General features: G+C 41.2%; 16 protein-coding genes and 1 pseudogene. 14 read left to right on the forward strand and 3 right to left on the reverse strand.

Annotated elements, in window-relative coordinates:
- Window positions 1-10 precede the first annotated feature (10 nt).
- The 7 genes from EKQ44_RS17860 to EKQ44_RS17890 all read left to right on the forward strand — a co-directional run bounded on the left by EKQ44_RS17860 (window position 11) and on the right by EKQ44_RS17890 (window position 6,016).
- Window positions 11-1,534, forward strand: coding sequence for a sodium/proline symporter (locus EKQ44_RS17860; protein ID WP_237664911.1), 1,524 nt, complete (start codon window positions 11-13; stop codon window positions 1,532-1,534).
- A gap of 131 nt (window positions 1,535-1,665) precedes the next feature.
- Window positions 1,666-2,427: a YwqG family protein gene (locus EKQ44_RS17865; protein ID WP_237664912.1), complete on the forward strand. Its 762-nt coding sequence runs from the start codon at window positions 1,666-1,668 to the stop codon at window positions 2,425-2,427.
- A gap of 171 nt (window positions 2,428-2,598) precedes the next feature.
- Window positions 2,599-2,928 carry a DUF2628 domain-containing protein gene (locus tag EKQ44_RS17870; protein WP_237664913.1) on the forward strand — a complete coding sequence of 110 codons (330 nt, stop codon included), beginning with the start codon at window positions 2,599-2,601 and terminating at the stop codon, window positions 2,926-2,928.
- Between the two features lie 86 nt (window positions 2,929-3,014).
- The gene (locus EKQ44_RS17875) at window positions 3,015-4,379 is read left to right on the forward strand and encodes a DUF4041 domain-containing protein (protein WP_237664914.1); all 1,365 of its coding nucleotides are present in this window, start codon (window positions 3,015-3,017) and stop codon (window positions 4,377-4,379) included.
- Window positions 4,380-4,517: 138 nt separating this feature from the next.
- Complete coding sequence (locus EKQ44_RS17880) at window positions 4,518-5,120, forward strand: GNAT family N-acetyltransferase (RefSeq protein ID WP_237664915.1); 603 nt, start codon at window positions 4,518-4,520, stop codon at window positions 5,118-5,120.
- 5 nt (window positions 5,121-5,125) lie between these two features.
- A complete protein-coding gene (locus EKQ44_RS17885) occupies window positions 5,126-5,569 on the forward strand; it encodes an HIT family protein (protein ID WP_237664916.1) in 444 nt (147 codons plus the stop codon).
- A 144-nt stretch (window positions 5,570-5,713) separates the two neighbouring features.
- Window positions 5,714-6,016: a hypothetical protein gene (locus tag EKQ44_RS17890; protein ID WP_237664917.1), complete on the forward strand. Its 303-nt coding sequence runs from the start codon at window positions 5,714-5,716 to the stop codon at window positions 6,014-6,016.
- 42 nt (window positions 6,017-6,058) lie between these two features.
- Here EKQ44_RS17890 and EKQ44_RS17895 read toward each other — a convergent pair whose 3' ends face one another.
- Together EKQ44_RS17895 and EKQ44_RS17900 are read right to left on the reverse strand one after the other, a co-directional pair.
- A complete protein-coding gene (locus EKQ44_RS17895) occupies window positions 6,059-6,502 on the reverse strand; it encodes a VOC family protein (protein ID WP_237664918.1) in 444 nt (147 codons plus the stop codon).
- 30 nt (window positions 6,503-6,532) lie between these two features.
- The gene (locus tag EKQ44_RS17900; protein ID WP_237664919.1) at window positions 6,533-7,432 is read right to left on the reverse strand and encodes an alpha/beta fold hydrolase; all 900 of its coding nucleotides are present in this window, start codon (window positions 7,430-7,432) and stop codon (window positions 6,533-6,535) included.
- A gap of 221 nt (window positions 7,433-7,653) precedes the next feature.
- Here EKQ44_RS17900 and EKQ44_RS17905 point away from each other — a divergent pair, with 221 nt between their 5' ends.
- The 5 genes and pseudogenes from EKQ44_RS17905 (at window position 7,654) to EKQ44_RS17925 (ending at window position 10,807) form a co-directional block, all read left to right on the forward strand.
- The gene (locus EKQ44_RS17905; protein WP_237664920.1) at window positions 7,654-9,078 is read left to right on the forward strand and encodes a ribonuclease YeeF family protein; all 1,425 of its coding nucleotides are present in this window, start codon (window positions 7,654-7,656) and stop codon (window positions 9,076-9,078) included.
- On the forward strand, window positions 9,032-9,502 hold the full coding sequence (locus tag EKQ44_RS17910) for a DNA/RNA non-specific endonuclease (protein ID WP_237664921.1): 471 nt from the start codon (window positions 9,032-9,034) through the stop codon (window positions 9,500-9,502). Before EKQ44_RS17905 ends, EKQ44_RS17910 begins: the two co-directional genes overlap by 47 nt.
- Window positions 9,495-9,962, forward strand: coding sequence for an antitoxin YezG family protein (locus tag EKQ44_RS17915; RefSeq protein ID WP_237664922.1), 468 nt, complete (start codon window positions 9,495-9,497; stop codon window positions 9,960-9,962). The genes EKQ44_RS17910 and EKQ44_RS17915 overlap by 8 nt, the downstream gene beginning before the upstream one ends.
- A 353-nt stretch (window positions 9,963-10,315) precedes the next feature.
- Window positions 10,316-10,489, forward strand: a pseudogene (locus EKQ44_RS17920) (SRPBCC family protein); the annotation flags it as partial.
- Complete coding sequence (locus EKQ44_RS17925; protein WP_237664923.1) at window positions 10,490-10,807, forward strand: ArsR/SmtB family transcription factor; 318 nt, start codon at window positions 10,490-10,492, stop codon at window positions 10,805-10,807.
- A 483-nt stretch (window positions 10,808-11,290) separates the two neighbouring features.
- On the opposite strand, the gene EKQ44_RS17930 is transcribed toward EKQ44_RS17925, so the two are convergent.
- A complete protein-coding gene (locus EKQ44_RS17930; RefSeq protein ID WP_237664974.1) occupies window positions 11,291-12,367 on the reverse strand; it encodes an endonuclease in 1,077 nt (358 codons plus the stop codon).
- Between the two features lie 365 nt (window positions 12,368-12,732).
- On the opposite strand from EKQ44_RS17930, the gene EKQ44_RS17935 reads away from it, so the two are divergent.
- Window positions 12,733-14,028, forward strand: coding sequence for a hypothetical protein (locus EKQ44_RS17935; protein ID WP_237664924.1), 1,296 nt, complete (start codon window positions 12,733-12,735; stop codon window positions 14,026-14,028).
- A gap of 183 nt (window positions 14,029-14,211) precedes the next feature.
- Window positions 14,212-14,961, forward strand: a complete 750-nt coding sequence (locus EKQ44_RS17940; RefSeq protein ID WP_237664925.1) for a YqcI/YcgG family protein — start codon at window positions 14,212-14,214, stop codon at window positions 14,959-14,961.
- The last annotated feature ends 20 nt before the right edge of the window (window positions 14,962-14,981 follow it).

Consider the following 14,981-nt stretch of genomic DNA (forward strand, 5'->3'; position numbering starts at 1 on the left):
GTGTTTCTCCATGATAACAGTAGAACCAATTGCAATTACTATTTTAGTCTTATATTTAGTGGGTCTCCTACTAATAGGATTCATTAGTTCAAGAAAGAGTTCAGAAGGATTAACAGATTTTTTCCTTGCTGGTAGGAATTTAAATAAGTGGACGGTTGCGCTGTCTGCAGTAAGTTCTGGTCGGAGTGCCTGGTTGGTCCTTGGGGTAACGGGGACTGCCTATGCTACTGGACTTAATGCAGTTTGGGCAATCGCTGGGTATATTACAGTTGAGGTTTTTATGTTTTTCTATGTGGCAAAGAGATTTCGAGCGTACAGTGAAAACACCGGAAGCATTACCGTACCGGATATTTTAGAAACGCGCTTCAATGACAAAAAGCATATTTTAAGAGCAGTAAGTGCCATTATTATTATTTTCTTTATGATTGCATATGTAGGTAGTCAGCTGGTTGCTGGTGGGGGAGCATTTGCGACGAGTATGGGTGTGTCACCATCGGTAGGTATGTGGTTAACTGCCTTTATTTTATTAGCTTACACGATGTTAGGTGGATTCCATGCCGTTAGTAAGACCGACGTGATCCAAGCTGGGTTTATGTTTGTTTCACTCGTCCTTCTTCCAACGGTTGCCGTCATAGGCTTAGGTGGCTTCGGACCAATTTTAGAAGCGATGAATACAGAAGGCGGCGGATTCATTAGCCCATTCGCCTTTGGTTTCGGTGCCATCATCGGCTTGATTGGTATTGGATTTGGAAGTCCGGGTAACCCTCATATACTAGTAAGATACATGTCTCTTAAGAACGTAAAAGAAATGAGACAAGCCGCGTTAATTAGTTCCGTCTGGAATGTTTTGATGGGCTGGGGAGCCGTCATGATCGGTTTGGCTGGTCGTGCATACTTTCCTGATATCAACATGTTGCCAAACGGAAATCAAGAACAGGTTTTCCTTTCATTAGGGTCTGAAATTCTACATCCATTATTCTTTGGCTTCTTACTAGTCGCAGTGTTAGCTGCCATCATGTCGAGCGCAGATAGTCAATTGCTTGTAGGATCCAGTGCCTTCATTCGAGATATTTATCAAAAAATAATTGGGAAAGATAAAGAGCTTCCACAAAAGAAGCTGGTATTATTAAGCCGGATTACGACCGTTGTATTTATGGGTCTTTCTCTTATCCTTGCATTCACAGCTCAAGAATTCGTATTTTGGATGGTACTATTCGCCTTTGGTGGACTAGGAGCCTGCTTTGGTCCAGCCCTGCTTCTATCTTTCTATTGGAAAGGTGTATCCAAACAGGGCGTGCTGTGGGGAATGATTACAGGGTTAATTACGGTGATCCTGGTAAAACAACAGCCTCAATGGACCTTCGCTTTCTTACCAGATATAAAAGAGCTACTTAACACGTATTTCTTTGGTATCACGTATGAAGCTGTGCCAGGGTTTATCGTCGCAACACTATTTACAATAGTTATTAGTTTGTTCACGAAAAAACCGGATAATGCTGCGGAGGTTTTGGAGAGTTTGAAAGAGAGTGCTTAGGTGTACTTTAGAGGAGAGGGATAGCCGAATAGATGGCTATTCCTCTTTTTGGCATATAGAAGAGGATTTTCAAAACTATTGTCGAAAAGTTGAGTATGTAAAACAGTATGTATATTAGGAGGCAATCTTATATGCAAAGAATCGAGCAATTACTAAATGAACACGACCTATCACAGCATAAGTCAGCTATCATCACCAATTTTAAAAACTCTACTAAACTAACCAAAATTAATATAGCCGAAAATGATATTCCACTAGGTACTTCTAAAATAGGCGGATCCCCAGACTTGCCTGCCGGTTGGGAATTCCCAAGTTACGAAGATGACTATTTAACTTTTATGCTACAGGTCAATTTGTCAGAAGCAAAGCCATATGACAAAGATAATCTGTTGCCTGAGAGAGGCATTTTATATTTGTTTTATGAGGCGTTAGAGCAACCTTGGGGATTTAAAGAGGATGAGGGATGCTTTAAGGTGCTTTATTTTGATGGGGACATGGGGGAGTTGGAAAGGAAGGAAAGTCCAAGTAGTAGGACTGAATTTGGTGAGATTCCAGCATTTCAACTGTCCTTTGAGTCTATGGTGACGCTCTCTGAGAATCCTGAAAACCTAGACTTTACGGATGAAGAGGAAGAGGAGAATTATTTAAATTTCCGCCAAGTGCTGATGCAGCCGGAGTACGAGGATGGAAATATCGTGCCAGCGCATTATATGTTGGGCGAGCCGATGAGTATTCAAAATGATGTGTTTGAGGAGCTTTTTGAGAAGGGGAAGGATCCTGTGCTATTGTTCCAGATTGATTCGGATGAAGAGGACCTGGGTGTCATGTGGGGAGATAGTGGCATGCTGTACTTCTGTATGGAGAAAGAGGATTTGATGGAAGAAGCGGTTTGATCGAGTGAGGTTTACGTTGCAGTGTTTTTAAAAGAATGTATGGACTGAGAGGGGTGTCTATAGTACCATTTCTATTGTTATAGTAAATTATATTTTTTTACAAAAAGTATAAGAATAAATACCCGTAATGCAAAATATATACTATAATGAAAATATATGGAGGTGAAAATTATGAAAGTAAATTTAAGAAATCAAGCAGGGGTTACGAAGAATGTTAAAGTCGGTTTCAGTTGGACAACTTTTTTCTTTGGCTTCTTTCCTGCATTGTTTCGTGGTGATTTAAAGTGGGCAGCAATTATGTTTATTATGGCTGCAGTAGTTGGTACGTTTACTCTAGGTTTTGGTGCTTGGATTCCTGGTATTATTTTCTCATTCGTTTATAACAAGATCTACATAAAAGAACTCCTCGAAAAAGGGTATAGTCCTGCTGATGATCATTCTATGAATGAGCTGCAATCCAGGGGGATTATCGCTGGAAATTCAGTTCAAACAACAGCTTGATAAAGTAAAAGTGCCATGTAATATGTAATGGCACTTTTTTATATATTAGTAGGGAAACAATAATACAGAGGGGGATTTTATTAAAATTGAAAACTACTAAATGGTATTTGTCGTCTTGGCTCATAGCTCTTTGTTTTGCATTTTCCATATTTATTGTTCCGGCTATTATTGGATTGGTTCTTTTAATCATGCAAACAATTGAAACCAAGAAAATCAAGAAGTCTTGGGAAGAGAGTGGAATGGCCGATGTGTACGCAGCAGAGCAGAAAAAGGAAAACCTAGAAAAGCAAACTGCTACGGTAGAGAAGGAATTAAATGACTTACAAGAAGTTATTAAGGGCCTAAAGCGAGAGAGAGTGGAATTGGAAGATGACATTCTCTTACAAAGCTTCGGTTTTTACAATCCTAAGTACGATCTCGAATCTTCGGAAGCTTATAAATTGAAACTAGAGGATATTAGGGCCAAGCAAAAGGCTATGGTAAAGGCCCAGGAAGCTACAAATCATTCCAATGAGTGGACGTTGGATGGAAGCAAGCAAAAAGGGAAAGTGATGAATAACAACAACATCAAGTTAACCATTAACGCTTTCAATCAGGAATGTGACACGGCTATAAGCAAAGTCACATTTAAGAATGTGGAGGCAATGGAGAAACGTATCAAAAAAGCCGCCGAGAACCTCAACAAAGTCAACAAGCAAAATAAGATCACCATCCGTGATACCTATATTGCCCTCAAACTAGATGAACTTTACCTTGCTTATGAATATGCCGAAAAGAAAGAGGAAGAGAAGGAAGAACAGCGCCAAATAAAAGAACAAATGCGCGAAGAAGAAAAAGTACGCCGTGAAATCGAAGCGATGAAAGCGAAGATTGAAAAAGAAGAAGCACACTTCCGTCAAGAAATCCTTGCTTTGGAAGCGCGCAAGGCCGAAGCAACAGATGCCGAACGTCTCCAGTTAGAAGAAAAACTTGCTGAACTCGAAAGCAAACTAGCCTTAGTAGAGAAAGATAAAGAGAATGTCATGGACCGTGAACAAAATACAAGAGCTGGTTATGTATATGTCATTTCCAATATAGGATCCTTTGGGGAAGATGTCTATAAAATAGGCATGACCCGTCGTCTGGAACCGTTCGATAGAATGAAAGAACTTGGTAGTGCATCAGTGCCATTCTTATTTGATGTTCATGCCATGATCTTTGCAGAAGACGCTCCAAAACTTGAAAATGCTCTACACAAAGCTTTCCATCATCGCCGTATGAACAAAGTCAATGAACGAAAAGAATTCTTCCGAGTGTCCTTAACTGAAATAGAAAAAGAAGTGAAGACCCACCACAACAAGGTAGTGGAGTTCACAAAACTTGCTGAAGCTCAGGAATATCGTGAAAGTTTAAGGATGTTCGAAGTGGAACAGACACAGAAAGAAGCGGCTGCTAGTATGCAACCGGCTTAATATCGGATAATGGGGAATGCTCTATTAGGCTATTCCTCTCTTTTTTTGAAAAACAGGATTTATGCAAGATTATGTCGAAAATTGGTAAAGAGAAAAAGATGGGGCTAGTGATCTTTCGCTCCAATAAAGAGGTGCAAAGTGATTACATACATAGGAACACCAAAGCTAGAAACAGAACGATTAATCTTGGAAAAGTTTGAGCCTGGTGATGCCCAAAAGGTGTTTGATCACTGGATTTCAGATGAGCGGGTGACAGACAATCGGGTGAGTGCAGCGCATACAGCCGTTTCGCAGACGGTGGAGAAAGTGGCGGGTATTGTGTCGCAATATGAGAAGGAAGATTTTTGTTATTGGGCAGTGAAGTTGAAGGGTAGTGGAGAGCTAATTGGCGAGATTGATTTGTATGACTTTGATGAGGAAACCGGAAATTGCGAGGTGAGTTATTCCCTCGGTTACCGGTGGTGGAATCAGGGGTATGGCACGGAAGCGTTGCGAGCCGTGATCGAATTTGGCTTTAGGCACATGAATCTTCATAAGATCGCTGCTGCACACAACACCGACAACCCAGCGTCCGGTCGCGTCATGAGCAAGGCAGGGATGGTGCAAGAGGGGATTGTCAGAGATATGATCCGGAATTCCAAAGATCAGTATAAGGATTGCGCGATTTATGGGATTTTGGAGGGGGAGTATTTTAGTAAGGGGTTGAGCGATAAAGGTTATATTTTGAATGTGAAGGGGTGAAAAAGATGGCACACGAAAACTGCCTAGGCTGCCGGTTAGCCAACAAAAGCGAAATCATCTATATGGTCTACGAAGATGACTATGTCACATGCTTCCTAGACCACGATCCGTTTAACGAGGGACATACCTTAATCTTGCCGAAACAACATTTCCTAGATGTCGACGAACTCGAGGACGAAACGGCCAATGCCATTATGAAAGCTTCAATTCTTATATCCAAGGCGTTGAAGCACCTTTACCAACCGGACGGCATTACCATTAACCAGAATGGTGGAGTTTTTAATGATTTGACTCATTACCATATGCATGTGGTGCCGAGGTATGAGGGGCAGTGGTTTGGTGAGTTTTATAGGGAGGAAGCAGTGGGGGAAGTAGATGTTAGGGAGTTGGAGCGGGTTAGGGGGAGGATGGTGGAGGTTATTGAGGAGATAGTTAAAAGTGCCTTGTAATGAAGAAGTGTTTTTTATGACTGTTAATAGTAAGACTAATAGCCATAGCTAAATGTATGATAAGCTATGTTCTTTTTATGGAACTTTTTTACTTCTAATTCGTATGTTACCTATACCACTTCACTAAGAAAAGGGGGCATACAAATGAAAAAGCTCTTTCTCTATTTTTTCTTAACCTTAGTTGCCTTACTTGGTATTATCTTCATGATCTCTCACTTTTTTGGCTTCCGATTTAGTAATGTTGCATTCATAACAAGCATTGTCGCTGCCTTTATCACTTATAGTGGTGGTGCTTCTACATTTGGAGCAGCCACTGTAGCGGTTCAGAATCTAGGGAAATTAGCTCCATCCTTTAATGAAGAAAAGATAAGTTACATAAACCCCTTTTTCCTTGCATCATGTTCTATACTTCTGGGATGCTTTGTTTCTTTCTTTTTCTTTTATTAAAAAGTATAAAATAAAAGCTACAGGCCAACGCCTGTAGCTTCTTCACACATCCTCTATCAACAACATATTTGATTCATCAAATTCCCAAAACTCCCCATAAGCAACTTCCCAATAGTACCCGTCAAGATCGGTAAAGTATCCGCTATAGCCGCCCCAGTCCGTTTTCTGCGGCTTTTTCTGGATGGTCGCTCCGGCTAACTCCGCTTTCTTTATGACTTCGTCCACTTCATCCATTGATTTAGTATTGTAAGCCAGGGTGATTCCGGGGAAACCGCTACGGATCTCAGGAGGTTGCTGTTCGTTCACGTCTTTCGTTAATTCTTCTATCGGATAAAGCGCGATCCGTGTGCCTTCATTTTTAAAAAAGATAATGGCTGGAGCGTATTCTGGTCCTCTGATGGAGGTGTCAAAGCCTAAGTTTTTGTAAAACTGATGTGCTTTCATCATGTCCTTTGTACCAAGTGTAATGATATTTAAGCGGTTCATTGTAGTTCCTCCTTTAAAATATTGTGTTACTTACTGGCTGGGAACTGCTTCTAATACAAAGCTCACCACCTCATCCCGATACTTTTGCGGTTCCTCTAATCGGGGGAAATGAGCACTATGTTCGAATACAACCGTTTTACTTGAAGGGGCGTTTTTCATGAAATATGTTTTCTGGTGTTCACATAGGATCGGATCAAATTTTCCATGCAAAAGTAAGGAAGGCTGATTTACCAATGGAATGATGGGAAGCAGGCTTTCAAAGATCATCCCTTCTTCTTCAAGCTTTTGGATGTATTTTTGTGAACGGCCCCATGATTCAGCCGGAAGTTGCGCCTTTTCGTAGATGCTATTTAACTCTTGAGGTTTGATCGATTTGAGATAGATAGAATCCTTTTTCTCTTCTCCTAATTCCTGATAAACCTTACTTATCGCATGCCAAAGATCCTTGGTAGTATAGGAATCCTGTTGGATGTAACGGTTATACTCGTGTTCAGCATCCAATAGAAGGAGGGCTCGTTTAATCATGGATTTACTAGATAACCCTAAATCAAAAGTGGGAGCCTCATAGATTACCTTTTTCACAGAACTTGGATGTTCGTGTGCATACTTCAGCCCAATATACCCGCCAAAGGAATGTCCCAGGACGGTCCAAGACTGGATCCCTAGCTGCTCCCTTAAGGCTTCGCAGTCTGCAATAATATCATTCAAACCAATATCCGTATTCTCCTTTATCGGATCGGAACGAAGCACACCGCGCTGATCAAATGCAATGACTCTAAGCTTTCCCCCTAACAGATTGGCCTGTTCATAACAAAAATCAAGGCAGCTTGCACCTGGACCACCGTGTAAATACAACAAGACCTCCTCATTATTTTCCCCAAACTCCTCCACATAAAGGTTTGTACCGCGAATATGTACTAATTCCCCCATAGGACCAACTCCGTATCTATCGAGAATTTATGGCTTTAAGAGATATATTCTATATGGAAGGGAGAAACCCTTTAGAGAGACTACAAGTCCTCCATTCGAATTCTTCCTTCTATAGGTCCAATCACCCATTTTGTAAATCCATGCAGGAATTTCTCCAAACAGGTCGAAACGTGATAGGTACGCATATACAATTTTTGTAAAATAGTAGCGAGAGGAGGGGAATGATGAAGGTCTTAGATGTGTCATCCTTGCATGAGGGAATACGAGGGATGACCCAGCAACTTTCGCAATTAGAAAAAGAATTAAATGGCGTGGAAAATAGCATTTGTTCTTTTGTCTCCTCAAGGGACTCCTTTCGCGGAAAGGGTGCTAGCGCGATTAGACGGTTTTATGAATATGTGCATCTTCCATTTTTGCAGTTCTTCCAATCGTTTCTCACAAACTTTCAATCTAAGCTTCAGCAGCTTCAATTTGAGATGGATGGACTGGAGGGGGATTCCCGTGGATTTATCGATGAGTCCTTCCTGACGAGTGAACTTGAGGACGGCTTGAATCAAATTAACCGAATGGTGGCCGAGCTGACAGGGGAGACGAATGCCCAACTCAGTCGTGTCAGTGACATCGTGTATTTGCCACGGTTGAAGGACCACCATTTCCACGAAGGCATCCAACAAGCCAAACAGTCAGCAAGACAAACGGTGGATAAGCTGCAACGGTTTGATCATCAACAAACCCAGTCATTCACTGCTTTGGTCGAGGACTTATTGCTAACCAAGCGTTACATAGAGGAAATGAACCAGCAGTTTGAATCTGGTAAGATAAATGTGAAGAACTTTTCGCCGATGATGCTTCAGGATTTGAAGGCATACGGGCAGTTGCAGACGAAGCTGTATAATAAGACGGTTATGCAGCGGTGGAACAGTGAGCATTACCCGGAGCTTGGGGTGTTTTATTCAGTAGGGCACCCAGTAGCGTTTGATAAGTGGGTGAACCCGAGTTGTGCGAGGCCGGAGCCGAAGAAGAAATCGGTATTAGAGTCGTTGTGGGACTTTAATGTTGGTTTTGGCGAGGGTGTTATCAACTTCGTTAAGGAAACTGGAGAAGGACTAGTAAGACTAGTGACCGAGCCACATGTTGTAATTAAGGAGACTGTGGAATTTGTAAGTGAAGTAGCAGAAAACCCGGCTATATTAGCGGCTATTGCATATCAACTTTATCATACATTTGATACCCAAGTCATACACGGTGATGCGGACAGCAGAGGAGAATGGTTTGGTTACGCCGTTCCTGCAGTCGGTAGTATATTTGTCGGAGGTTCGGGAGCTGTTAAAGGATTTGGAAAGTTAAGTAAAATAGGCAACCGCACCGAAATAGACTTGAAAATGAGTTTAAGTCAGATTCATAGTAGTGCGCTATCTGCAGCTAAAGCTACTGGAAAAATAGGGATGGCCCGTGTACGTGAGCTGATGAATACCTTGACGCCACGAAGAGACTTGCAACCTGTACCAGTAATGGCTGGTGATGTACCATATAATGTTTTTTATGGTACTCGTATTAGGGATTCACTAAACGAAATGCATAGGAAGGCTCTTAGTAGAATTGATTACACGAAGTGGTCGTCAAAAAGTCTTAAAACCAAATATTGAGTACAAAAGTAAAGAAGGATACAATTATAAGACAGATGGTCACGGTCGTATCTTTAGTGCTGAAGGAACACTTAAATTAGGTGACGGTAAAAGAAATAACTATGCTCAAAGAACTGTAGGAAGAGATAGTCGATTACCTGATGATGAAGGTGGTCATTTAATTGCAAGTATTTTTCAAGGATCAGGAAACCTTGATAACCTTGTACCTATGAATGGAAATTTAAATAAAGGTGAATGGAAGAAACTAGAGAACACTTGGGCAAATGCACTTAGACAAGGTGATGAAGTAAGAGTAAAGATATTACCTAATTATATGGGAGATTCGCAACGTCCAGTAAGCTTTAATATAAAGTATAAAATTGGTGAAGATGAATGGGAAATTAGACGATTCGATAATGTACCTGGAGGAAAATTAAATGAATGAAGCACACTTAGACAAATTATACCAACAAGTAGCAAAGGTAGTTATAAATACTATTCCAGAAGAATGGTCGAAGGTTTACCTGTATGGTGAAGTTGTAAATGGGTCACAGACTGCTTTCTTTTATTATTATCCTAAAGCTAGTGAAAAACCTATCTATAGCCATGATATAACAGAACAATTTGCCATAAGTGAGCTTGAGTACTCAAATAACTGGAATAAGTTAGTGGATTTAATTCAAGATCTTCAAAAAGAATTTAAAGATAGTGGGGAAGAAACTTGGACGAATTTCACTCTGGTTTTTGATAAGTCCGGGAAATTCAACATAGAATACAATTATGATGACCTTTCATCCGTAGACCTAAATGAAAGAAAAACTATTTGGAAGTACACTAATTTAGGATTAATACCTAAGAGCAATACAGGAAAAAAACATTTAGATAAATATCTTTCTTCTAAATGAGTTTAATGAGCAAACGTATTGTACCTATTAAACATAGGTTAGGTGACACCTTGAAATCAATTTGCAGGTTATATATTTGAAAAAAGAGACATGTTACATGTCTCCGGTCTGTAAGGAATGCAATTTGCATTCCTTAAATTTCTTTATTAACAGTATAATCAGCAATACATTTAGCAAGTACTAGTTGGTTTCCCTTTTTTGTGTCTACTTTCGGTTGGTTTCGGTATTTTAAAGTATAATATGAAAGAAAAACCTTGATTGGCTTATTGTCTTTCGAGGGTTTTTTTATTATTTAAGAACTATTGGTGGCTCGCCGTGCCTGTCCCCTCCACCCGCAGTTGAAGTGAAACCTATTAAAAGACCTTGGCGGCGAAAACACAGAATTTACTTTAATCCATGCTGGTTGGAAGTCTCCAGATACTGTTCTTACGAAAGCAAATGAAAAGAGTTCTGTAATTCGTGAGAGAATGAATTATGGTTGGGTGAAGATTGTTAATCAACGACTTAAAAAGGTTGTGGAAGGATAAGTGACGGCAGTAAAACATGATGTTTTTCAAGCTATTGCTGATCCGACTAGAAGGAAAGTGCTCGGGTTGCTTGCTATTAAAGAATTAGCCATTTCAGAAATAACATCTCATTTTCCTATTAGTCGAACAGCGATAGCAAAACATCTTCATATTCTCTCAGAAGCCAATTTAGTCAGTGGTAAAAAGGTAGGCAGAGAAAAGATTTATCAATTGCATCCAGAACCGCTAACGGAAGTAAAACAATGGTTAGCTTATTATGAGCAGTTTTGGGATAACAAACTGTCCATGCTTAAACACATTGTGGAAAAAGATGATTAACTTGTAAAAAGAGACATGCATATACAACATGTCTCTTTTTCAATATGGTGGGTTGAGGCACCTGTCCCCTCGACGATCCCCAGCAAACCGTCCCCTCGCTTTCAATTGTCCGAAGATTTTAGATTTTTGACCGAAGATTTTGAAAAGTTGACCGAAGTTTCAGCAAAGTTGACCGAAGATTGGAGGTAATTGTCCGAACGAATTTTTGGGGTGTCCGAAGGTGGACAAAAGTTGACCAAATGTGGCTGTGATTTGTCCGAACCCCTAACTATTTACCTGCTTAATTGTCCGAAGCAAAAGGATAAATGTCCGAACTAAATTTTATCTGCGAAAAAAGGGTTCTTTTCTATAAAAAAATTGTATTTTTTCTAACCAAAATCACTAAAAGCAGTTGAAGCGCAGAAAGTACCTTGACTGCTTAAACGAAAGCATCTCAATAAAAAAGAACAGAACCCCAAAAGAATTCCGTCCCTCTACACCGCCCTACCAAATCATCTCCGCAAATTCTGGGTGGTCGATGAAAGGGTTGCGGTTTCCTTGGTAGTTTTCAAAAATAATATTATTGCGTCGGATTTCTCTTGCATCCACCGGGTCTTCGGCGTGCCATTCTAGCAGGACGGACAGTTTGCCGTGGTATGGGGCACTGCCATTGTTTACGTTATTATTAATCTCTAAATCTAGCTCCCCGCTGTCTCCTTCATAGCGAACCGCCATATAGAAGATCATGCGGGCTACGTCGCCTTTTACTTCATCACGCGGCTCCCAGGAATCATGGTCATAATAGTTTCCTGGTGCTTCAGCATGCTGGCTTCCACCGTTATCAAAATCCAGATTTCCTCTGGAGGAGTTTACCGTCACATCCGTTGGGCGCAGGTGGTGAAGGTCTGTTCCAGGCCCTTGTGTGGTACCGAAGTCGCCATGGGATTTTGCCCAAACGTGCTCGCGGTTCCAGTCGTCCACTCCGCCCCCATTTGTGTCCTTGGATTGAGAACGGCCGGTATACAGTAAAAGAACATTGTTCGAGTTTGCTGGGTCTTCATCTGTATTTCGCAACGCATCCCATACGGCACTATAGGACAGAGTCTGGTGATCGTCGATGATGTTGTGCAGCGCTTGTTTTAATTCGGATCCTGTTTTACCCTCTGCAGAACTGTAATATTCACCGTAGCTTGGTGGTGGGTCAGTAGGATCCGTTGTCCCTCCATCCACACCCTCAAATGCAGAAGCGTCTCTAACACCTGAATGAGAGAAGTAAGCGGTTAAAGAACCGGTGACCTTCAGTTTTTTTTCCATTAGATCAGGGTTGCTTTTCAATCCATAGCCTGAACGGAAGGAAGATGGAATTTGAACATAAATCATATTGGATGGGCTTGTTTCAGACGGGCTGTCGGCTAACGCTAATGCGTAGTCATTAGGGAAGTTGCTCGTAACCACTGTATTGGTTGCGGTTGGCTGTCCCACCACATAGCCTTCCACAGTCTGAGTAGAACCGTTTTGATTGGCGTTTGCTTGACTGACAGTAAATGGAGAGTTCCAAGTGCCAGAACCTGCAGCGCTCATCTTATCAGGTACGGCGTGGGAGCATGCAAGGGTAAAAGCAAATAGGAAAATAAATAAGCCTCTGACTTTTTTGTTAAATTGATTCAAACCATTTCTCCTCCTCGTGGTTGCTTCCTTACTTAAATAGCGTACATCAGGTGGTTTGAAAATTGTGTAAAAATTGTGTAAATGGTGATAAATGAGGCTTTTAGCATGTGTGGTGGAAACGCGGGAGTCCAGGGGACAGGCACCGTGACCCATTCATGTCCTAAGAATTTCGATTAATGGTGATAGAAGACTGTTCCTAAAAACTCTTGACGAAACCAACGGGGGAGGGTAATATACAAATCGTAATGATTACTATTTAAAGGATGGAGGATTAAAAATTGAATAACTTAAAGGTATTTATTTTGTTATTACTTGCTATGTTTTTGGTTGCAGGGTGTAGTGGAAACGCTACAACTTCAGAGAAACCAGAATCAGAAAGCAAAACGGAAGTGAATGAAGAGCAAACAGAAGAAGACGATGAACACAATCACGAAGAAGATAGCCATGAAGTTGTAGACGGAACAAGGGTGGCAATTGGATATGATGGAGGCGTCATAATTGCAGACAGTAACTTTACCATCTTGGAAACGTTGGAAACAGGCACAAGTGCCATCGCGCTTGCAGCAGATCATCGTCATGCCTTCCTAAATGATCGAGAAGAAGGGGTGATCAAACTTCTTGATCTAGGAGTGTGGACAGAAGAACACGGGGACCATGGCCATACATATGCAGAAGAACCAGCTTTATCTACATACAGCATAAATGGTGAAAAACCTACCCATTTTACCGGGCACGGTAATAAGACAGCTATCTTTTATGATGGAGATGGATCTACTGAAATCTATACAAACAAAAGTCTAAAGACAGATGCAAAACCTACCCCACTATTAACGATCCCTGGGATTGAACATCATGGAGTGGCGGTCCCACTAACAAACGGAAATTATGCCGTTTCTTATACAGATGAACATGATCCTCAGACGCTCCCAGAAGGTATCATTATTTATGATAAAGAAGGGGAAGAAATAACACGCTTCGATTCTTGCCCTGGTCTACATGGAGAAGCTTCTAGTGGATCAAAGGAAGATGAAATAGTGGCTTTCGGCTGTGAAGGGCAAGTTTTTCTTTATTCTTCTCATGACAACGAAGGCCTGGAGCTAGCACTGCCAGATGAAGAGGCACGTGTGGGTACTATTAAGAGCGACGACGGTAGCCTATATATGTTAGGAAACTACAGCAGCAAGGACTTCCCAGAACTAAATACCAATATCACCATTATTAATACAATCGACAAGTCCCTTCAAACCATGGACATCGGCACGCGCTATGCCGGTGCAATGGCTGTTAGTAGAACGGGAGATGGATATGTTCTCGGAATCGACGGGGTTCTTTACCAGATTGATTTGGCAAAGGGTGAAATCAAATCTGAGGTGCAGGTCGTGGATGCATTTGAGATAGTGGAAGGGCATGGACATGGTACCGTTTATCCGACTATTGCGTTGATGGAAGAAGGTATTCTAGTTACGGATCCTGCTGACAATAAAATATTGCTAGTGAAGGATGACAATGTGGAAACTGTATTATCATTAGATGTACAGCCAACTAGCATTCTATCGGTGAGTGCTTCTCATTAATAGTAAGGATTTTAGTGCGACACCCCTGTTAATGACCAAAGTTATTCTGGCCCTGTTTGCCCTATTCTTTTATAGGTGCAAACAGGGCTTTTACTATTCTGTAAAAAGAATAAATGAAAAGATGGACACTCACCTATCCCTTTAGCTTTCAATATACTAAATATGCTTTAGGAGGTAAGTGAGATGAAAAAACTGTACCAAAACGATCCTTCAGATATGAAATTGTTAGCACCTTGGCAGAGAAAGGCACTGGAAAGGTTTGAAGCTAAGATAAAAGACAAAGAGATGCCTTTCCCTTGCATACCTGCCACACAAGGATTTGCCATGAATCAGTTTCGCTATGGTTTTGCCGGGGACCCAAGAAGTGATAAAGCGATTGAAGAACTGGGAGAACTGTTGGCTTTCTATACGGAATCTGCCAAGAAATATGAAACATACACCTCGCTGCTCGTATTCTTTGAAACTCCTTTTGAGGTGAAAGAATCCCTTTCAACAGATCAATGGGAAGAACTGTTTTGGAGACAGCTGAAGGTGTTAGCCCAAATAGATGAAATAGAATGGCCGGCACAAATCCCTACCGACCCGCATCATCCATTATGGGAATTTTGTTATCATGGAGAACGATATTTCATGTATTGCGGAACTCCCTCTCATAAAAATCGAAAAAGCAGGCACTCAGAGGATTACTTACTTGCCATTACCCCGAGATGGGTGTTGGAGAAATTCGGCAAGCAAGAAGAATATGCACGAAAAATCAGATCGCAAGTGCGAAAAAGGTTGGAGAATTACGATAGCATCGATATTCACCCAGCCCTTAACAGCTACGGTAACCCGGAAAACTATGAATGGAAGCAATATTACCTACATGATGACGATACTGCCCTATCGAAATGTCCTTTTCATCGCAATATAAAAGCATCCAAAAAAATATGACGGAAAAAAGCGCAATGGGG

It is taken from the genome of Sutcliffiella horikoshii (assembly GCF_021991925.1).
In the GTDB taxonomy this organism is placed as follows: domain Bacteria; phylum Bacillota; class Bacilli; order Bacillales; family Bacillaceae_I; genus Sutcliffiella_A; species Sutcliffiella_A horikoshii_F.

Excerpts from the sequence above, each read along its gene's own strand:
- EKQ44_RS17860 (WP_237664911.1), top strand. The coding sequence starts at position 11 with ATGATAACAGTAGAACCAATTGCAATTACTATTTTAGTCTTATATTTA.
- EKQ44_RS17865 (WP_237664912.1), top strand. The coding sequence starts at position 1,666 with ATGCAAAGAATCGAGCAATTACTAAATGAACACGACCTATCACAGCAT.
- EKQ44_RS17870 (WP_237664913.1), top strand. The coding sequence starts at position 2,599 with ATGAAAGTAAATTTAAGAAATCAAGCAGGGGTTACGAAGAATGTTAAA.
- EKQ44_RS17885 (WP_237664916.1), top strand. The coding sequence starts at position 5,126 with ATGGCACACGAAAACTGCCTAGGCTGCCGGTTAGCCAACAAAAGCGAA.
- EKQ44_RS17890 (WP_237664917.1), top strand. The coding sequence starts at position 5,714 with ATGAAAAAGCTCTTTCTCTATTTTTTCTTAACCTTAGTTGCCTTACTT.
- EKQ44_RS17895 (WP_237664918.1), bottom strand. The coding sequence starts at position 6,502 with ATGAACCGCTTAAATATCATTACACTTGGTACAAAGGACATGATGAAA.
- EKQ44_RS17900 (WP_237664919.1), bottom strand. The coding sequence starts at position 7,432 with ATGGGGGAATTAGTACATATTCGCGGTACAAACCTTTATGTGGAGGAG.
- EKQ44_RS17905 (WP_237664920.1), top strand. The coding sequence starts at position 7,654 with ATGATGAAGGTCTTAGATGTGTCATCCTTGCATGAGGGAATACGAGGG.
- EKQ44_RS17915 (WP_237664922.1), top strand. The coding sequence starts at position 9,495 with ATGAATGAAGCACACTTAGACAAATTATACCAACAAGTAGCAAAGGTA.
- EKQ44_RS17930 (WP_237664974.1), bottom strand. The coding sequence starts at position 12,367 with ATGAGCGCTGCAGGTTCTGGCACTTGGAACTCTCCATTTACTGTCAGT.
- EKQ44_RS17940 (WP_237664925.1), top strand. The coding sequence starts at position 14,212 with ATGAAAAAACTGTACCAAAACGATCCTTCAGATATGAAATTGTTAGCA.